We start from the raw sequence: 18,557 nt of genomic DNA, 5'->3' as shown, positions 1-18,557 counted from the left end.
TCATGTCCCGCATCCAACTCGCCCTGAACGTCGACGACATCGACCAGGCCGTGGCGTTCTACTCGACCCTGTTCGCGACGGAGCCCGCCAAACGCAAGCCTGGTTACGCCAACTTCGCCGTCACCGATCCACCGCTGAAACTGGTGCTGATCGAGAATCCCGGCCACGGCGGCAGCGTCAACCACCTCGGCGTCGAGGTCGAAACCTCCGAGAAGGTGCACGCCGAGATCGCCCGCCTGTCCGAAGCCGGGTTGTTCACCGAAGAACAGCTCGCCACAACCTGTTGCTTCGCCACCCAGCACAAGGTCTGGATCACCGCACCGGACAAGGAGCGCTGGGAGGTCTACACCGTCCTGGCCGACAGCGAAACCTTCGGTACGGCGCCCGAACTCACCGGCGCGGCCACACCGTCGGACGCCGAGGCGGTCCAGGCGTGCTGCGGCACCGCCGAGGAAGCCGCGGCCGAGGGCGCGTGCTGCACCCCGGCGGCGAAGAAGGAAGCGATCGCCTCGGGTGCCACCTGCTGCAGCTGATCCTTGGCGCGGCGGCTGCCGGGGAGTTCACCAGGTGTTCGCTTGCCCACGGTTTCGATATCCATCAATATCGATGTGTGTCGAAACCGAAGTTGCCGCTGATCGGCGTGACCTCATCCTCGTGTGAGGTCACGCCCCTGGTCCGCCAACCACTGACCGCCGAGGCCGCCACCGAGCTGGCCGGCGTCTTCAAGGCATTGTCGGATCCGGTGCGGTTGCGGTTGCTGTCGGTGATCGCCAGCCACGCCGGGCAGGAAGCCTGCGTCTGCGACATCTCCGCAGGCTTCGACGTCGGCCAACCCACCATCTCCCACCACCTGAAAGTCCTGCGTGAGGCCGGGTTGCTCAGCAGTGAGCGGCGCGGGTCGTGGGTCTACTACCGCATCGAACCCGCCGCTCTACGCGAGCTCGCCCAGCTGCTCGACAGCACCGCCCCCGCGGCGGTCACCCGATGAACGACCGGGCGCGGCGGTTGCTGGCGGAGTTCGTCGGGACCGCGCTGCTGGTCACCGTCGTAGTCGGCTCGGGCATCGCCGCCCAGCAGCTTTCGCCGGGGGATGTCGGGTTGCAGCTGCTGGAGAACTCCACCGCGACCGTGTTCGGGCTCGCGGTGCTGATCGTGGTCTTCGGACCCGTCTCCGGCGCGCACTTCAACCCCGCCGTCTCCGCCGCCGACTGGCTGCTGGGCCGCCACCATGGCACCGGACTGACCGGCCGCGACCTCGGCGGCTACCTCGCCGCCCAAACCATCGGCGCCGTCTTCGGCGCGGCCCTCGCCCACGCCATGTTCGACCAACCCGCCCTACAGATCTCCACCCATCACCGCATCACCAGCGGCCACCTGCTCGGCGAAGTCGTCGCCACCGCCGGACTCATCGCGGTCGTCTTCGCCCTCGACCGATCCGGCCGCGCCGCGCTCTCGGCCGCGGCGGTCGCCGCCTACATCGGGGCGGCCTACTGGTTCACCAGCTCCACCTCCTTCGCCAACCCCGCCGTCACCATCGGACGCGTGTTCACCGACACCTTCGCCGGAATCGCCCCCACCTCCGCGCCGGGATTCATCACCGCCCAAATCCTCGGCGCGCTCCTGGGCCTGGCGCTGATCGCCGCCCTCTATCCGACCACCGCGACCGCGGCCGGCGCCGACAATGCCGTCGTCCCCCACGACACCACCACCACGCCGACCGTCGCCGACTGAAGGCCCTCTCCGGCAATGCTCCCCACACCCAGCGTGCTGTTCGTCTGCGTCCACAACGCCGGACGCTCACAAATGGCCCAAGCCTTCCTCACCCACCTCGCCGGCGACGCCGTCGAAGTCCGCTTCACCGGCTCCGCACCACGACGAACCCGCGTCAGCCTAGCGGCAGGCAGAAGGGAACTCGAGTGCGCGCTCATGCCGAATATCGGGCGCCAACGAATTGATCAAACCGGACATCCCTGAAGCAGCAGCACCCGCAAATCAGCGGATCTGGACCACTACTTTGCCGAGGGCGCGTCCCGTACCTACGTGGGACAGCGCTTTGGCGGTCTCGTCGAGTGGGAAGGTGTGGTCGATGTGGATTCCGATCCGTCCTGCGACACATGCCTCCGCGAGGGGTGTGAAGTGCGCGGGCCCTTCCTTCACCGCGAGGACTCCGAGAGAACGCCCGGTCACCAATCCGGCGAGCACGCCGACCGTCGTCATCCGCAGCAACGCGCTTGTGGTGCCGCCGACGCAGCGGTACCGGCCGCCGCGGGCGACCGACCTGCGGTAGGCGAAGACCGACCGGTGGGCGACCAGGTCGAGTACTCGGTCGTATGGTCCGGTTCGGGTGAAGTTCTCGACGCGATAGTCGATAACCTCGTCTGCGCCGAGCGTGCGCATGAACGCCAGCTTGTCGGCGTTGTCGACCGCGGTCACGTGCGCACCGGCGTTCTTGGCCAACTGGATTGCGAACGCTCCGGATCCGCCGCCCGCTCCGTTGATCAACACCGACATTCCGGCAGCGATATCGGCCGTGCCCTGTAGTGCGATCGCCCCGGCTTGGGGCAGGGTCGATGCTTCGGCGAAGCTCAGCGACGCCGGTTTGTGGGCCAGCGCCGATTCAGGAGCCACGGCATATTCAGCGAATCCGCCCTTGAGCATCAGATTGTCGCCGTAGACCTCGTCACCGGGTGCGAACAGGGTGACCTCGGAGCCGACGGCTTCGACCCGTCCGGCGATATCGGATCCGAGAACCGGGCGACCGGGAGTCCGGAGGCCGCCGATGCGCGAATACAGCGGCGTCCCCCGCAGTGTCTCCCAGTCGGAGAGGTTGATCGACGTCGCGTGCACCTGGACCAGAACCTGTTTCGGCGCCGGAGACGGCATTGGGGTATCCGCGATCGATAGCACCTCGGGGCCGCCGTAGCGGTCGTACACGACGGCCCTCATGCGATACCGGCGCGGAGGATCGAGCGACAGCGTGACACGTGAGAAAGTCTAGTCGGCGGGCCGCCCCGCGACCGGCGAACTGTGCGTCGGCATTCGGCGCGAGCGAGATCTTTGCGACATAACGCATCTCATGTTCTCAGGGAGGGCGGCCCGCGTGTTCTCGAAGCCGGCTTCCCCGAGGACCGGGGCACGGACGGGTGGTGCTTTCCGGCCGGCGACTGCCGCGTATCCATGGGCTACGGATTCATGATCGGGCCCGGAGGCGAATTCGGAATCGACGCCAACCAATGGACACCTCTGCACACCAGCACGCAGCCGCACGGTCAGTCGTCGTTTGGGGGCACTCGAGCCGGTGTTCTGCGGAGACGATGAGTGAGTTCAGGTAATTCAATGCGCCGGTGGTGGTCTCGGGCTCGCTGAGCAGCCGGTCGCGTTCGCCACGGTCGAGTCCCAGCCGTGTCGTGCAATAGTCGCGGATCAAGATCGGCGCGCCGCTGGGCCCGATGACGGAAACGAACCGGTAGCCACTGCGCCACCGCGACCGGCCCGCGGAGTGCGGGCGGGCACCGTCGAGCAGCGCGGTCCATCCTCGACACATCCGACAAGGCTGTGGGCGGTGGACCCGATCCACAGGTTCGGGCAGTGCAGGCTCGGGTGCATGGTGAGCAGATCGCGCACTGCGACGGAGAGGCGCAGGGCGGCGGGAGAAGCGATCGGCACAGGGCCTCCTGAATGATGGATCAGCGAAGAATCTGCGGCTGCGACAGGTGGTTTCGCCGTCACAGCAGCCTCTTGCAGCGACAGCGAGCTCAGCGGCACGGCGCAGTGGGGGACAGAGGGTGTGGATCAGTGCGTGGGGTGGTCGGCGGGTCGATCGCGAGGTCGAGATGGTCGGGGTCGATCACGTCGAGGAAGCTCAAGACTCGATGGTCGGTGCTGGTGACCAGGACACCACCGTCGGTCGCCAGAATCCGGACGCCGTTGCTCAACTCGATGTCGGTGTCGTGCTCGGCGAGCGGGCCTGGGGCGGATCGAGGTGACCAGCACCGTGGGGCGACCGGCGCGCACCCACACATCCAGCAGAACGGGGACGGCGTCGATGATCTCGGGCAAAGGCTCGCCGGCCAACTGCACACATGCCGTGGTCAGATCCGGTGGAAGCGGCCAGCGAGAGTTCCCATGGACGGCCTGTTCCGAATCCTCACAGGTGGCCAGCTGGCGCGATCCGGCACACTGCTAGCAACGCTCGGCGATGCCCATTGCAGGCCGTCTTTCGGACCGCTCTCCGCGAAGCCCGGCCGGTCACCTGAAACACAAACCACGCGACATCAGGGGTCACCGCCATGACAATCTCCAGCGTGGAAGAGGTCGAAGTTATCGTCGCCCATCACGAGCGCGCGACCCTGCGCGCCGGCGACGTTTTCCTGAAGATCGACGCCGATCAGACACGCACCGACGCAGAGGTCGAAGCGATGGCCAGGGCGCCGATCCCAACCCCAGAGATCCTGTGGCGTAAACCGCCTGTGCTCGCGCTCGCCGCCATCCCAGGAAGGGCACTCGGCCGCCTCGGCGAGCCGTCGGCCGCGTCGCCGGCGGCATGGGCCGCCGCGGGTGCCGCCATACGGAGGCTGCACGACGCACCGCTGCCACCCTGGCCCGGCCACAGCGGCCGGGGTCTCGACGAGTTGGCGGCGCAGCTCGACGTCGAATGCGCGTGGCTCGTCACGAACGACGTCCTTCCCCCCGACCTGGTCGCACGTAACCGCCGAGCCGCCGAAGCCGCGCTCAGGCCGTGGACCCCGGTGTTCACGCACGGCGATCTGCAAGTCAGCCACGTATTCGCCATCGGTGACGAGATCACCGGCGTGATCGATTGGTCGGAGGCGGGCCAGGGCGATGCCCTCTACGACCTCGCCACTTTGACGCTCGGACACGAGGAGCGCCTTGCCGACGTCGTCGCCGGCTACGGCACCGACGTCGACCTCGATGTGATCCGCGCATGGTGGTCGTTGCGAAGCCTGCTGGGGGTCCGCTGGCTAGTCGAGCACGGCTTCGACCCGACCTCGCCAGGCTGCGAAGTCGACGTGCTGAGAACCCAGGCGATGCGAGATCGACGAGAACGCGACATCCGGTCACGCCGCACTCCGTCATCAGACCGGCGCCGCACGATAGCTTCGGTGGTCAGATAGCTTCCCACCAAGTGGCCGCCAGTGGGGATTCTCGACTGGCCACTGACAACCGCGCGCGAGCGCGGTCACGTCGAGATGGCACCGAAGGTGCCGCAGGTCGATACCGATGCGGGGACGGTACCGGCGGCGATGTGGTCGGTGATCTCACGGTGCATCTGTGCTGTGATCTGCGAGATCGCGGGCGCGACGGCTGGGGAGAGTTCATGGTCGAAGCCGATGGGATGATTGAAAAGGGCAGCGTCCGCCGGGATGGTGCAGTCAGGCGGTAGTGGGATGAGCCCTTCGTGGTCGAGCGCTGTGATGAGTGCGTGCACGGCGCGCTGTCAGCACCGCAAGATGATCACCCCGGTACGTCTGTCCGGTGGTGTCGTAGGAACTGCGGGGTGTGCTGTGGCCGTTGCGGGAAGAGGGCACTGTCGAGGGATCTGTTCCGCGGCGATCTCGGCCAGCGACAGCGTGGTGACGTGCGCGTGGGCAGACCAGTTTTCCGTGCATGCCGGGATGACTCCGCCGCTCATTTGCTGCGCGGGTTTCGCGGGGCCAGTGGTGTGGGGCGTCTGCGTCGCGGGATGGGCTGTGGCGGGTTGCGGGGTTGTCGGCTGTGTCGCGGCGCCGGTCGGTCGGGCGGTTCGATGGCGGCCTGATGGTCGTGGCTGGCGGATGGACGCCGGATGGGGCAGGCCGAGTGCCACTGGCGGACTGGCTATTGGAGCGCACGACGCCCCGATCGGTTGTCGAGCTGAACGCCAGACGAGAGGTTGGTGGAACTTCCATGCACGACCCGACAGTGCCGCAGCGAGGCCGCGCCGTGGGCGGGGGTGTGCAGGTTGCGGTCAGGCGTCGAGACTTACATCCGGCGCGTTCTGCGACACGGCGGCGCCGTAGGTGGTTGATGCGCCTGCGGTGGTCTGGACGCCGGAGCGCGGGCTGTGGGTCAGTCCGGCCGCGTCGATCGCGTCGCCGATGTGCGCGCCTGTTGTCTGCGTGCGGATGTTGTCGAGGATGATGGCGAGGTCACGGTGGTTGGTGGGGTTCAGTACTGCGGGGGCGGTGGGGTCGGCGCGCGGGATTGTGATGCGCCGGAAGACCCCGAGCAGGACACGATGGCCGGTCGGCTTGCGCCCGCCGGTGTCACGTGACCACATGCCCGCCCAGTTCCTTTCCCCGGTTTCGACGAGGCTGTAGTCCAATTACCATTGCGCGGCTGCGCTCACGACTGCCCGCACCTGACCGGTCAGCCGGGTGGTGCCCCGCTGGTACCGATCGACCAAGGCATCGTGCCGTCAGACCATCACCTCGAGCCACCGAAAGCGAGCCAAAGCCGTTGTTCCGACAAGACGGCCGCGACGTGGACGGCCTATCCAGCTTCGCTGGAATGAGATTCGTCGCTGTAGGCACAAGTGCGAGCCCAACTCGCCGTACTGGACGGGGGATCTGACCGGTCGATGGGGAGGGCCGCGGTCGATGATCGTCGAGTCGCCCCTGGAATCGGCGGGTGTTGCCATGCTGCCTGCGCTGATAGAACGGTGTGAGATCCCGCAACGGAAGGAACCCAATGGGGCGAACGATTCCCGCGACTGCCGCGCCGGTACGCCGCACCCTGGTTGTAGCGCTGATTGCCGCCGCGATCGGGGCGCCGAGCGCGGTGACGGCGACTGCCGAGGCGCCGCCGACTCGGGATGACGGCTTTTGCATCGATGAGAAGACGCGCGTACGCAACGGGTTGCGCATCAGTGACCCCAGTTGCATTCATGACCACAGCCGCTTCCACAATCACGAGCGCTTCCATATTCCGCCGACTCATTCCTGAACCCGGCGACCTCCCGAAGTTTGGGGTTTCATGACCACAGACGCGCACGCGGTGCAAGGTCAGGTGCCCGTGTGTCGCGGCCACCTCGGCAGTCACTTCGAAGCCGAGCCGCCGGTAGAACCGGAGGTTGCGCTCATCCGAGATTTTTAAAAAGTTAGGGACACCGGCCTGCTCGGCGGCTTTCATGCCGGGCAATACGATGGCGTTACCAAACCCCTGCCTTGCGCCGATAGCCGCAGCCCGTTCCGTGTCGGGATCAGTCCACACCGCCACCGCGTCACCATCGTCGGCGACCCAGACCAGACCATGTTTCAACCCGACGTGTCCCACCAACAGCCGCTGCATCGCGCTCACTCGTTCGGATGCCACCACATGACGTGCCGTTTGAGCATTCTTGATGCGGTTGACGTGCCCTTCGACTGTTCCGCTGCTCCAAGACATGGTCAGCCCGGCGGTGACCGCGTCCTGGTCGCGGCGCAAGCCTCGGACGAACGAGTGCAGGGCTGGCTGGTCATCGTTGTCGACGGCGGTCATCCACTGTTCGAGATCTCGCCCGCGCCGCTGGGCCATGATCTCGGCGAAATCGCGGACATGCCCGGTCAACGCGGCAAGTTGCGGGCTGGCGGCCAGGATCGCGTCGAGGCGGGCCCGATGCCCGGGAGCGAGGGCGTCGGGGTCGGTCATGATCCAGCTGGCGACTTTCCGGACGGTCGGTGGCTTGGGTGGCGGGGCCGGGATGTGCGCAAGGGCGCGGAAGGGCTGCAGGTAGTTGCGCACCATCTTCTCGCTGCCCCGATAGCCGTGTGTCCTGATCTCCTCGAATAGCCGAGTTGCGTTGGCGCAGCCCTCGTTCCACCGTCGATACAGGTCAGGGTTGTATGCCTCGAGCAGGCTGATGCGGTATCCGGTGCGGTTGTGGACCAGCAGCTCATCGGCCGATTCAGCGCGGGCGAAGCGGCACGCACCGAACACCTGTACGTTGCTCTCGTGTGCGCGCCGTGGTGGTCAGCGGGCGTCGAGCACTGCGGCGAGGACGGCGCGCGGGCCGGGCAGGTCCTCGATCTCGGCGGCGATTTTCCTCGCGGCATTCCGATAGGAGTCGTCTCCCAGCACGGCCGCGAGGGCGGTTGTGATCTCCGCGGGATCTTGCACGGTGCGGGCGACACCGCCGGCGGTGGCCCGGGCGGCGGTGATCGTCTGGTCCGCGCCTTGTGGCCACAAGATCATCGGGAGACCATGCGTGAGGGCGGACAGTACCGTGCCGGAGCCGCCGGCGCTGATAACGATGTCGGTGTCGGGGAGCAAGTCGGCCAGGGGAGTGAACGGGATGCGGTGCACCGACGTGCCCGCCGCGTCGCCGACCGGCTCGCTGCTGACCTCCCGCGCTGCGCGCGCCGGATCGTGGATCGACAACCCCTCGGTCACCACGACATCCACCTGCTGCGGGCGCACCGCCTCGACGACGGCGTCCAGCAGATGCGGTTCGGAGAAGATGGTCCCGAAGGTGACGAGCACGCGCGGGAGTCCGGCGGGCGGCGGATCGAGCCGTACGGTGGCCTCGCCCGGGCGCCGATGCGCTCGGGGGCGCAGCGGTAGCCGGGGAATCGGAGATGTCCAGCCGGGCTCCTGCAGGACGGACGGGCAGGGGTCGATATAGCCGCGGGCGGCGACCGGTTCCAGCCCGCGGGCGGCATGGCGGGTGGCGGCGGTTCGGGCGATCTCGTCGACGATCACGGTGGGCAGAGCTGGACCGAGACCGACCTGATGCCACGGAATGTCCAAGGTCGCGGCGAGCAGGGGACCCACGGTGTCGAAGGCGTCGGCCAGGATGACGTCGGGGCGCCACCGCCGGGCGGCCGACGTCGCGGCGTCGGCGGTCCGATCCAACCGGGTGCCGCCGAACATCTCGCCGATCGTCGCCGGTGTGGGGTGGAAGACGTCCGCGCCGGTGCGTTCCGCCGTCTCCTCCGCGAACTGCAAGGGCATGGGGCCGGCCGCCAGATGCTGCACGCCGCAGGGCAACTCGGCCGCGATCATGTCGGCCATCCCGGCGCTGGTGAGAAGGGCGACGGTGTGGCCGTCGTCGAGCGCTGCGCCCATCAGGGGAGCGAGCGGCAGGAGATGCCCGTAGGCGGGCACGCCGCTGAAGAGAATACGCATGAGAACCTTTGTCTAATCGGATCGATTCGGGCGGCTAGCCTGCGCACACGCGCGTGGCCGATGCTGTGCTGTCCGGGTCGTCTGCGGGCAGGGGAATGGAGTGGAAGAGGGCGTCTGGGTCGTACCGCCGTTTGGCGGCGAGCAACCGGGTGGTGTTCGGGCCGTAGGCGTGGGCGATCCGGGCGGTGTCGCGGGGGCCGAGGAGATTGGGGTAACCGCCCGGCAGTGCGTCCGGCGTCAGAGCGTCCGCCAGGTTCGCCGCCCACGCGCGATGCGCCGGCTCGGCCGCGTCGCCGGGCTCCCACGCGGCGATCACCTCGACCGTCAGATGTGGGTGGCGGTTACCGAAAGCGGTGTCGGTGACCGGGATTCGAGCGGCGGCGCCGTGCAGCGTGTGCAAGGCGACCGCGGACAGCGGTGAGGTCGCCGCGCCACCACCGGCTTGCAGGACGTCGCGTACCGCGGGGCTCAGTTCCGGGACTGTCCGCGTATCGATCTCGATGTGCCTGCCGGGCGGGAACAGCGCGTCGGTGCCTGCCATCAGGTCGGGGAGGGTGACGGGACCGATGTGGACCAGGAGCGGATCACCGAGGCGGGCGAAACTTTCGACCTCGTGCTCGCCCGTCCGGGCTGCGCCGCACCACGTCGGCGCGACGAACACGGCGGGCGAACCGGTCGGCCCGGTCACAAAGCCGCTCTGGACGGTTAGTGCGTCCGGAGTGCAGGCGGGAAGGTACTCGGCGAGCCCGGCCAGCACGGTGCCCGCCTGCTCGGCGGGGTACATGATCATGCCGGACAACAGCGCAGCGACGGCGTGCAGCCGGATCCGCATCCCGGTGACGACGCCGAAATTGCCGCCCCCGCCCCGGACCGCCCAGAACAGTTCCGGCTCCCGCTCGGCGTCCGTCGTCACCAGCGAGCCGTCGGCGAGCACGACGTCGACCGCAAGCACATTGTCCACCGCGAGGCCGAAACGCCCGCTGAGCGGACCGTATCCACCGCCGAGGGACAGGCCGACCATCCCGACCGAGCCCGCCGTGCCGGTGACCGCGACAAGGCCGTACGCGTGCGCGGCTTCGGCGACCTCGGCGCTGCTCGCGCCACCGGACACCCACGCCACCCGTGCGTCCGGGTCGACCCGCACCTGCCGCATGTCCGACAGGTCCAGGGTCAGGCCACCGTCGGTCAGTGCACGTCCGGCCCAGTCGTGGCCGCCGCCGCGAACCGAGAGCGGCACACCATGGTCGCGGGCCGCGCGGACGCCCGCTTGCACGTCAGCGGGCGTCCGGCAGCGCAGCACGACGGCGGGACGATGCCGCACGGCGCCGTTCCAGACGACGCATCCGGCGTCGTAACCGGCGCCCGAGGTAGCGACCTGCCCGGACGTGACCGTGCGGTGCAACGCCTCGAGAAGTGGATCGAGCGGAAACGGAGACGGTGTGATCACGATTCACCTCGAATCTTGCGATGGCCGATGCAGGCTCCAGAGTAAGGATATATTCATCAGAGTCAAGCTCTGATCAATGAGCTACGGCTCGGTTATCTGGGGATGAGCTATGCTGAGGCGACCATGACCGAACCTGCGAAGTCCCGGCGGGCCGAGTACGCCGAAGCGACCCGAGCCGCGATCATCGATGCCGCCCGCGAGTTGTTCGCCCGGCAGGGCTATTTCGCGACCACGGTCGACGAGATCGCCAAGCAGGCCCGCGTCGCTCCCGCCACCGTCTACGCGGTCGGCGGCGGGAAGCAGGGCCTCTTGCGCACGCTGGTGGATCTGTGGAGTGAAGCGCCGGTCGTCGCCGAGACGCTCGAGCGGCAGGAGACGCTGACCGACCCGGGTGAGATCGTGCGGCACGCGGCAGCCACCGTGCGATCGATGCGGGAGAACTACGGGGACATCATGCGGGTGGTGCTCGCCACCGCGCCGCACAATGCCGAAGCGGGCGACGCGCTGCGGATCGCCACCAAGCGATACCGCGACGCCATCGCCGCGCTGGCGCTCCGGCTGAACGACGTGGGCGGCCTGCCGCCGGACACCACGGTCGAACAGGCCACCGACATTCTGTGGTTCTACTTCGGCTACTCCGGCTATTTCACCCTGGTCGACGACAACGACTGGACCTTCGACCGAGCCGAACGCTGGCTCGCCGAGCAGGCGCTGGCCGCACTCAGGCGCTCAACGGAGTGAGTTCGGATCGAAAACCCGCGGGCAGCCTGCTGATTCCGGTGGCACAGTTGCGGGTTAGCCGACGACCACGCCGGTCAGCTCGTCGTTCGTGTCTCCAGACGTCGTATATTCATGTGCTTCAGCGGTTTCCGGGCTGGGCAGTTGTATCGCTCGGCCCTGTCGTCGCCGAGCGCTCTTCATCCTCAGTGATCCGGCCAGCCATTGGGCTCGCTCGTCGGTCTCGGCGACGATAACCGCCACACTGATCGAGATTCGCGGAGCCGGGTACAGCGATGACGGCTGAAGCGTTCGCAGGTAAGTCTGAGCTGCTGCAACGGATTCAGCGGCTTCAGATGATGGGCGGCAACAAACGGGAGCACCAGTCTCCCAGCGATCCGGGCGGTGTGGTCACCGCTGCCGAGCATCCAGATTTCAGGTCTGTGCCCACTGCGGGCACCGCCGCCACTCGCCCACCCCCGTTGTCCGCCTCGAACAGCGCGAGCAGTTTCCCGTACCTGATCTTCGAATGGTGTGGCCGTGCGTTCCTGCTCGCCGCGCACGCGGTCAGGCTGGTTAGGTGAGTCCGGACGGGATGCAGCGGGGTGTTGCGGGGGGCGGACTGGGACGTCGATGGAGTACGTGACGACGTGCGTGGCTATGTGGCCGAGCGGCTCGGCGACCGGGATGCGGTGTTGATCGCTGATGACACCGGGTTTCTGAAGAAGGGCATCCGCTCGGCCAGGGTGCAGCGCGAGTACTGCGGCACGGCCGGGCGGACGGAGAACTGCCAGATCGGGTGTTCCTCGGCTATGCCTTTCGCCGCGGACATGCCCTGGTGGATCGGGAGTTGTATCTGTCGGAGTCCTGGACCACCGACCGCGACCGCTGCCGCGCCGCCGGCATTCCCGACGAGGTGGAGTTCGCGACCAAGCCGCGTCTGGTGATGGCCATGCTGGAACGGGTGCTGGCAGCGAGGGTGCCGTTTGGGTGGTTCACCGCGGACGAAGCCTACGGTCAGGTCAAATACTTGCGGGTATGGCTCGAACAACACGACATCGCCCGCAATGACGCCGGATCCTCGGTCTGGCCGTAGTCGATGTGCGGGTTGGATGTACCCCAACATGACGTCCATGAACCGGTATGTCTTGCAGTAATGGGTGGCGGTGTTTTCGGGTCATCGGGTGGCGCAGGTGAAGAGCATGTTGTGATTCTGCGACTGCCTGTTCTGTCACAGCTGGTTGCCGATGTTCAGCCGCTGGACCCACGCGCAGTGCGGTGTCCGGGTCAACGGCCGACGGGGAAGTGCTGGGTCAGAGGGACTGCCAGGCGGGTGAGTTCGGTGCACAGGGTGCCTAGGTTGCCCGAGGTTTCGGTCGATGCGCGCACCTCGACGACGCCGGTCTTGATGCCATCCTGTGTGCCCTGGGGGATGTCGAGCAGGAGGGTGCAGGACGCACCGGGTACGTCGCGGGGCACGGCGAGCAAGGCACGCCGATCGCCCACCATGACCGGCCGGTGTTGGGTGAAAACCTCGTAGGCCCAGTCTGTGAACCGACTGTCCCGGGTGAATACGGCCACATCGTACGATGGGCCGGTCCACCGGCACTGTTTCGCCTCCGGGTACGGGATGTCCGTCTTCTTGGACTGTGGATTCAGGCCCGCTGCTGTGACGTCGGCGTCGGGGATCGTACACGGATCCCAGACCGGGCGGGGCGCAGTGGGTGTCGTGGGGTCCGGGGCCGTGGTCACGGCGGAAGCGGAGGTGGTCGCGGACTCGGGCCGAAACGTCTTGCGCGGCAGGCTCGCCGAAAGATTGTGGATGAGTGCGGCCGCGATGGATTCGGCGCCGGAGGCGAGGTCGTTACGCAATCCCGGTGAGTCGCCGGTGGGCGGAGTACCACTTGACCCGGACCAGTTCAGGCCTCGGGTGTGGACGTTGACGGCGAGGTTTCCGAGCCTGGTCCGCACCGCCACCGCAACCTGGTTCTTCCCCAGGGGCAGGGTCATGATGTCGGCGTGATCGCCGATGCCGCGTATGGGTGTCGGGGCTCCACTTGCCGAGGTGGGTTCGGTCTGGGTGGACGTCGTGGTCTGCCCGACCACGGCTGGGGTTGTCCACACCCAGAGATCGATCTTCGCCGTGCGCGAAAGAGGCTCGGGTGTGGACGCCTTGCCGCGGTGGGGAATCGGATCCTCGTAGGTGACCGTGCAGGTGAGCGTCTGCCCGGCCGCGTTGTCGAGCTTGGACGTGGTGACAGGCTGCGCATCCACCGTCGGCAGAGCGCCCGCGAATTGGTGCAGCGCATCGCCCGCCGCGGTGCCGATCTCAGCGCACGATGTGGGTAGTGCCGAGTATCCGGACGGATCCTGCGGCCCGGTCGTACCGCCACACGAGCAACTTACGGCGACTACGGCCCCTATGACCGCGATGCCTCGCTGTGATCGCGATCCGGCCCTCATCAGCTTCTCGAACATGCTGAACCCGCCTCGATATCGATCGTCACCGTAGGCGTGTCATCCCCGGTATCAGCGCACAGTATCAGCCCTGTCCGGCAACCGAAAACCGATTCAGGCAAAGGCGGACGTGCAATGAGAACCTTTCATACAGAAACAAAACCAATCGTTCCGATGATAAGCACGGCCTTCTAATACTGTGACGGCAGTCAGGTGAGTGGGTGCACTCGTCGTCGGTAGTGGGATAAGCGGGCTTGGTGTTGTCGTCGTCGGCGCCAGTTCGACCAGGCCCACACGTGGCGGGCGCAGCGAGCGCTGCCCAGGGCCAGAGCGATGGTCAGGCGTCGGATCTCCGGTAGCGTGAGGCCGATATGCCTTCTTCGCTGGCAGTGGTTCCCCTTTTGCGGCAACGGCTTTCGCCCCGGTGAGCCAGGCCAGGGCGAGCATGGACAGGGTGATGTGGGCATACCAGGCCCGCCAGCTGCGGACCTGGTAGTGGTCCAGCCCGGCTTCGTTCTCGGCCTGCTGGAAACACTCCTCGATCCGCCACCGCGACCCCGCGATCCACGCCAGATCAGCGATCGTGGACCGGCGTGGCCCGTAGCAGACGTAGTAGGCGATCTGGGCGGGGTCGGTAATGCTGCGCCGCGCCAGCAGCCAGTGCCCGCGCCCGGGGTTCCCAGCCGATACGGATCGGCACCCGCGCCCAGTCGTAGTCGCGGGGTCCGTGCGCACCGGCACCGGCGGAGATCCGCTGCCATGCTCGTGCCGGCAGCGCGGCGACCAGCTCATCAGCGCGGGCCTCGGTGAACATGCCCGTGACCAGGGTGTCGTTGCGGCGAGTGGCCAGCACCTGGGCGATGTCGTGTTGTTCGAGCCATACCCGCAGGTATTTGACCTGACCATAGGCTTCATCCGCGGTGAACCACCCGAACGGCACCTTCGCCGACACCGCCCGTTCCAGCATGGCCATCACCAGCCGCGGCTTGGTCGCGAACTCGACCTCGTCGGGAATCCCGGCCGCGCGGCAGCGGTCGCGGTCGGTGGTCCAGGACTCCGGTAGATACAACTCCCGATCCACCAAGGTGTGGCCGTGGCGGGAGGCATACGCCAGGAACACCCCTATCTGGCAGTTCTCCGTGCGTCCGGCCGTGCCGGAGTATTGGCGCTGCACTCCCGCCGACCGCAGGCCTTTCTTCAGGAACCCCGGGTCATCAGCGATCAGCACCGCATCCTTCTCACCGATCCGCTCGGCCACCTACGAGCGCACGTCGTCACGGACACCGTCGATGTCCCAATCCGCCCACCGCAACAACCGCTGCATACCGTCCGGGCTCACCTCACCAGCTTGCTCGGCCAGCGTCCACCCGTTCTTCCGCTCCCGGCGCGCCACCAACCCCGTCACGTACTCCCGCGCCCGGCCCCGCGGCTCCGACCGGGCGAAACGGCCACCGATCCTCGCGTGCAACGAATCCAACTCCGCTGCAACAACATCCACGACCACCCCAGCAAGCTACCGGACTGACTGCCGTTGCAGTACTAGGCCCGGTGTGCGCATCGGAGTTCAAAGTTACTTGCTCCTACCGAACCCAAGGCAAATCCTGCCAATCCAGTCTCCCGGGTGGCAGTGCGGAGTACAGGTTGGCCGGACCTCGCTGACGTTAACTCGGCTTCGGTGCATGTTGCGTGCAGCGTAGTCACGACTGACGGGAATTTGTGCGCGAGAGGGGACACCCGCAATGGCTTTCTGACTTCTCTGACTGCTATGGGTGTTCGAGTGCAGAGATTCCTGTAGCCGATCGCGCCGCCCGGCGTTAGATAGCCTGAAAGGTGGGAGAATCGCGGACGGGTGGTCAGGAGCCTGACATGCCCACGTTCCGTCGCAACAGATCACGCGCATCATGACGCCGATCTGTCATTGCTCATCCGCCAATGCGAATCGCGAGGACGATAGACACGGTCTCGGATTGCGGGTGCCAACAGTTCCGACATTCCGTATACGACTTTGGCTCCGACCATTCATCCGCCACACTGCCCGACTGTGCACTGATGGCCGGTTAGTGCTGGCCACTCGTCCGAGAACCGGTACAGCTATGGCGGTTTCGCCCGCTGTACCAGACGTGTTGCGAGTCTTTCGAGTTGGCTCTGGGCATGCTGGACGCCCAGCAATCTTTTGTCCCGCTGGATGCTTCAAGCGCGGGGGAGCCGATTGTGTGCGCTAGCCCCAGCAACCGATGCGTTAACCACGGCAGCGATGGGCCTGGCATCATCAGAGTTGTTTGCCCCGAAAGCCCGAGCTGACAGATGATGCGGCCGCAGGATCGCGGCAACCGTTCCGGCCTGCCAACCGTCCTTGGCGCGATGCCTCGAAGCAGCAACTCGAGTAGCGCTCTGGGCATCCGACGGATTGAAGCTGCGGATCCTTTCCCTCGACGTGTCCGACCCGTATCCGCTGTGCCAGCGAGGCGATGCGTTCGACGACGACTGCCGGTGCCGCGCTGGCCACGCCCGACATTCCGTGGTGCTCGGGTACCCAGTACCGGTGATAGTCGAGGTCGTCGACCAGCTGTGCCAGTTCGACGCTGTTACGCAGCGCCATGCGCGCGTTCGACCGCTGCGTGATGGGAGCCGGCTCGCCAGCCAGCGGTCGATCGGCCCGACGACGACACCCACCCACCGCATCGTTCGATCGCGGCGCTCGTGGCCGCCCAAGACACCGATGACACCGTCGTTCAGCGACGCACGCTTCGACAACGGATCACGGACGCCGAGGCCCGACTCGCGCGTCACCTCGCCGCCATCGAGGCCGGAGTCGATCCGCAAGCCCTCGTCACGGCCATGAACGCGGCACAGGCGGACAAAGCGGCAGCTCAAGCCGAGTTGAAGAGCCTGCCCAAGATCAATCGACTCACTGGTATCGAGATCCGAAAGTTGATCGACTCGCTGGGCGATATCCGCGCGGTGCTCGCTGCGGGGGATCCGGCCGAGAAGACTCGGTTGTACCGAGCCCTGGCCTTAGAAGTGCGCTACCAGCACCAACAGCAACTCGCAATCGTTGATGCCGCCCCCTGTGGGGTTAGCACTGGTGTCCGGAGGGGGACTTGAACCCCCACGCCCGATAAAGGGCACTAGCACCTCAAGCTAGCGCGTCTGCCATTCCGCCACCCGGACCGGTGTGCCCAGCAAGATTATCGGATCAACTCCAGATGAACCAAATCGCGGCCTGACCTCGGAAAACTTGAGCGTTCAGCAGAGGGGAGTGCGCGGGCCGCGCCGGGAGGGAGTGGCGCGGCCCGCGGACGATTCAGAGGATTTCTTCGAATGTGCGTTCGAAACCAAGGGCGCCTCGGCCGTCGGCTACCTGGCGGTCGAGGAGGGTTTTCAGGGGTGCGACGAAGTCCGGGGTGACGTGGGCGGCGCGGCTGGCGCGGGTGATCGCGTCGAGGGCGGCTTTGTGGAAGGCGATGGATTGGATGGGGTCGGTGTAGGTGGCGGTGTCGATGACGGCGCCTTGGTGCGGGAGGGACTGGGCCATCGCGCTGACCCAGGCGGCGGCTCGGCGGCCGAAATCGGCGGCGGGGACGCCGACGGAGCGCATCATGGCGGCGCCGTGCAGGAAGCCGCCGAACATGGCGTACATGGCGGCGAGTAGGGCGAAGTCGTAGGTCGAGGCGAGGCCCGCATCGTCGCCGAAATATTCTGCAGCGGCGATTGATTCGAGGATTTCGCGATGCGAGTCGAAGATCGCGCGGGAGCCGCTGTAGAGGATGGAGGCGCCCGGCTGGCCGATCATGGGCGGCACCGCCATGATGCCGCCGTCGAGGTAGTCGCAGTCGTGTTCGGCGGCCCAGGCGGCGAGTTCGCGGGCCTCGTCGGGGGCGGTGCTGGTCAGGTTGAGCAGCTGCCGTCCGGCCAGGCGGTCGGCTACCGGGTCGAGGGTGGCGTGCACCGAAGCGTGGTCGAGCAGCACTGCGATGATGAGACCCTCGGCGTCGATCGCTTCTGCGATCGTTGTTGTGCTGACGGCCCCTGCGGCCAGCAGTTCGGTGTCCTTGCGGGGAGTGCGGTTCCAGACGGTTGTCGGTACGCCCGCCTTCAGGAAGGCCGTGGCCAACGCCCGGCCCATCGCGCCGAGTCCCAGGATGGTCACCGGGGTCTTCATGGTCTCCGCCATTGCGGGTTCAACTCCTCAGAAATTGGAATGGTCCTGGTCAGCGCGCTGCGCTCCAGACTGCTCGGTGACCGGCGCGGAGGCAAGTACCTACTATTTTGTCCGGTACTTACCAATTGGTTTGTGAAAAGGCGGAGAGGCTGAAGGATGGGTGCGAAGCGATCGGGGCCGTATTTCTGCGGGATCGACGCGGCGATGGATGTCGTCGGCGGCAAGTGGAAGGCGCTGATCCTCTGGGAGCTGGAGAACCACGGGGTTCGGCGCTTCGGTGAGCTGCGCAAGGGGTTGCCGGGCATCTCGGAGAAGATGCTCATCCAGCAGCTGCGGGAGCTCGAGGAGGACGGCATCGTCGGCAGAACCGTCTACCGCGAAGTGCCGCCGCGCGTGGAGTACCGATTGACCGAGATCGGCACAGCGCTCAACGCCGCGCTCGAGCCGCTGGGGGCATGGGGGCGCGCTCGGATCGATCGGATCGGGGCGGAGCGGGTGCATCAGTGACCAAAAGTGAATCCTTCAAAAGTGAATGTTTCACCCGGGCAACACCATTGAGCGGAAGATCAAGCTACTAGTTGGTAACTTTAGTTACTTTTGTGCATCCGTCGTGTAATTGACGCCTAACCGGGGCCGTCGTATGTTCCACGTCACAACTTTTGCAAGATG

At 66.7% G+C, this 18,557-nt stretch carries 18 protein-coding genes, 1 tRNA gene and 3 pseudogenes; 11 read left to right on the top strand and 11 right to left on the bottom strand.

Features of this window, described 5'->3' with window-relative positions; translation table 11 throughout:
* Window positions 1-2: 2 nt before the first annotated feature.
* The 4 genes and pseudogenes from U3653_RS28375 to U3653_RS28360 form a co-directional block, all read left to right on the top strand.
* Window positions 3-533 carry an ArsI/CadI family heavy metal resistance metalloenzyme gene (locus U3653_RS28375; RefSeq protein WP_195082967.1) on the top strand — a complete coding sequence of 177 codons (531 nt, stop codon included), beginning with the start codon at window positions 3-5 and terminating at the stop codon, window positions 531-533.
* A 77-nt stretch (window positions 534-610) separates the two neighbouring features.
* A complete protein-coding gene (locus tag U3653_RS28370) occupies window positions 611-988 on the top strand; it encodes an ArsR/SmtB family transcription factor (protein WP_195082966.1) in 378 nt (125 codons plus the stop codon).
* Window positions 985-1,731, top strand: a complete 747-nt coding sequence (locus U3653_RS28365) for an aquaporin (RefSeq protein WP_195082965.1) — start codon at window positions 985-987, stop codon at window positions 1,729-1,731. Before U3653_RS28370 ends, U3653_RS28365 begins: the two co-directional genes overlap by 4 nt.
* A gap of 15 nt (window positions 1,732-1,746) precedes the next feature.
* Window positions 1,747-1,872 (top strand): annotated as a pseudogene (locus U3653_RS28360) (arsenate reductase/protein-tyrosine-phosphatase family protein); the annotation flags it as partial.
* Between the two features lie 120 nt (window positions 1,873-1,992).
* Here U3653_RS28360 and U3653_RS28355 read toward each other — a convergent pair.
* The gene (locus U3653_RS28355) at window positions 1,993-2,883 is read right to left on the bottom strand and encodes an NAD(P)-dependent alcohol dehydrogenase (protein WP_323124562.1); all 891 of its coding nucleotides are present in this window, start codon (window positions 2,881-2,883) and stop codon (window positions 1,993-1,995) included.
* A 902-nt stretch (window positions 2,884-3,785) separates the two neighbouring features.
* Between U3653_RS28355 and U3653_RS28350 the strand changes: the two genes are divergently transcribed.
* Together U3653_RS28350 and U3653_RS28345 are read left to right on the top strand one after the other, a co-directional pair.
* Complete coding sequence (locus U3653_RS28350) at window positions 3,786-3,986, top strand: hypothetical protein (RefSeq protein WP_195082962.1); 201 nt, start codon at window positions 3,786-3,788, stop codon at window positions 3,984-3,986.
* A gap of 318 nt (window positions 3,987-4,304) precedes the next feature.
* Complete coding sequence (locus tag U3653_RS28345; RefSeq protein WP_195082961.1) at window positions 4,305-5,135, top strand: phosphotransferase family protein; 831 nt, start codon at window positions 4,305-4,307, stop codon at window positions 5,133-5,135.
* Between the two features lie 65 nt (window positions 5,136-5,200).
* On the opposite strand, the gene U3653_RS28340 is transcribed toward U3653_RS28345, so the two are convergent.
* From U3653_RS28340 to U3653_RS28320, 5 genes are all read right to left on the bottom strand, one after another.
* Window positions 5,201-5,449 carry a hypothetical protein gene (locus tag U3653_RS28340; protein ID WP_195082960.1) on the bottom strand — a complete coding sequence of 83 codons (249 nt, stop codon included), beginning with the start codon at window positions 5,447-5,449 and terminating at the stop codon, window positions 5,201-5,203.
* Window positions 5,450-5,968: 519 nt separating this feature from the next.
* A complete protein-coding gene (locus U3653_RS28335; RefSeq protein ID WP_195082959.1) occupies window positions 5,969-6,280 on the bottom strand; it encodes a hypothetical protein in 312 nt (103 codons plus the stop codon).
* A gap of 212 nt (window positions 6,281-6,492) precedes the next feature.
* On the bottom strand, window positions 6,493-7,917 hold the full coding sequence (locus U3653_RS28330) for a transposase (protein ID WP_195082958.1): 1,425 nt from the start codon (window positions 7,915-7,917) through the stop codon (window positions 6,493-6,495).
* A gap of 33 nt (window positions 7,918-7,950) precedes the next feature.
* Window positions 7,951-9,105, bottom strand: coding sequence for a glycosyltransferase (locus U3653_RS28325; protein WP_195082957.1), 1,155 nt, complete (start codon window positions 9,103-9,105; stop codon window positions 7,951-7,953).
* Window positions 9,106-9,139: 34 nt separating this feature from the next.
* Window positions 9,140-10,552 (bottom strand): FAD-binding oxidoreductase, encoded by a 1,413-nt coding sequence (locus U3653_RS28320; protein ID WP_195082956.1) that lies wholly within the window; start codon window positions 10,550-10,552, stop codon window positions 9,140-9,142.
* A 123-nt stretch (window positions 10,553-10,675) separates the two neighbouring features.
* Here U3653_RS28320 and U3653_RS28315 point away from each other — a divergent pair, with 123 nt between their 5' ends.
* The 3 genes and pseudogenes from U3653_RS28315 to U3653_RS28305 all read left to right on the top strand — a co-directional run bounded on the left by U3653_RS28315 (window position 10,676) and on the right by U3653_RS28305 (window position 12,365).
* On the top strand, window positions 10,676-11,293 hold the full coding sequence (locus U3653_RS28315) for a TetR/AcrR family transcriptional regulator (protein WP_195082955.1): 618 nt from the start codon (window positions 10,676-10,678) through the stop codon (window positions 11,291-11,293).
* A gap of 272 nt (window positions 11,294-11,565) precedes the next feature.
* Complete coding sequence (locus U3653_RS28310; protein ID WP_195082976.1) at window positions 11,566-11,853, top strand: hypothetical protein; 288 nt, start codon at window positions 11,566-11,568, stop codon at window positions 11,851-11,853.
* A 21-nt stretch (window positions 11,854-11,874) separates the two neighbouring features.
* A pseudogene (locus tag U3653_RS28305) lies at window positions 11,875-12,365 on the top strand (IS701 family transposase).
* 191 nt (window positions 12,366-12,556) lie between these two features.
* Here the strand turns inward: U3653_RS28305 and U3653_RS28300 are convergent.
* From U3653_RS28300 to U3653_RS28290, 3 genes and pseudogenes are all read right to left on the bottom strand, one after another.
* Window positions 12,557-13,747 (bottom strand): DUF3558 family protein, encoded by a 1,191-nt coding sequence (locus tag U3653_RS28300; RefSeq protein ID WP_324722485.1) that lies wholly within the window; start codon window positions 13,745-13,747, stop codon window positions 12,557-12,559.
* A gap of 363 nt (window positions 13,748-14,110) precedes the next feature.
* Window positions 14,111-15,230: pseudogene (locus U3653_RS28295) on the bottom strand (IS701 family transposase); the annotation flags it as partial.
* A gap of 765 nt (window positions 15,231-15,995) precedes the next feature.
* The gene (locus U3653_RS28290) at window positions 15,996-16,325 is read right to left on the bottom strand and encodes an LLM class flavin-dependent oxidoreductase (RefSeq protein ID WP_195082953.1); all 330 of its coding nucleotides are present in this window, start codon (window positions 16,323-16,325) and stop codon (window positions 15,996-15,998) included.
* 101 nt (window positions 16,326-16,426) lie between these two features.
* Here U3653_RS28290 and U3653_RS28285 point away from each other — a divergent pair, with 101 nt between their 5' ends.
* Window positions 16,427-16,831, top strand: coding sequence for a hypothetical protein (locus U3653_RS28285; protein ID WP_195082952.1), 405 nt, complete (start codon window positions 16,427-16,429; stop codon window positions 16,829-16,831).
* Here U3653_RS28285 and U3653_RS28280 read toward each other — a convergent pair.
* A tRNA-Leu gene (locus tag U3653_RS28280) sits at window positions 16,810-16,897 on the bottom strand. The genes U3653_RS28285 and U3653_RS28280 overlap by 22 nt on opposite strands.
* Before the next feature lie 133 nt (window positions 16,898-17,030).
* On the bottom strand, window positions 17,031-17,900 hold the full coding sequence (locus U3653_RS28275) for an NAD(P)-dependent oxidoreductase (protein ID WP_195082951.1): 870 nt from the start codon (window positions 17,898-17,900) through the stop codon (window positions 17,031-17,033).
* Window positions 17,901-18,044: 144 nt separating this feature from the next.
* Here U3653_RS28275 and U3653_RS28270 point away from each other — a divergent pair, with 144 nt between their 5' ends.
* The gene (locus U3653_RS28270; RefSeq protein WP_195082950.1) at window positions 18,045-18,395 is read left to right on the top strand and encodes a winged helix-turn-helix transcriptional regulator; all 351 of its coding nucleotides are present in this window, start codon (window positions 18,045-18,047) and stop codon (window positions 18,393-18,395) included.
* The last annotated feature ends 162 nt before the right edge of the window (window positions 18,396-18,557 follow it).

The organism is Nocardia implantans (assembly GCF_035544775.1).
Lineage (GTDB): Bacteria > Actinomycetota > Actinomycetes > Mycobacteriales > Mycobacteriaceae > Nocardia > Nocardia implantans.
The sequence above is the reverse complement of the archived record's forward strand: the minus strand, read 5'-3'. Positions and strand labels throughout refer to the sequence as shown.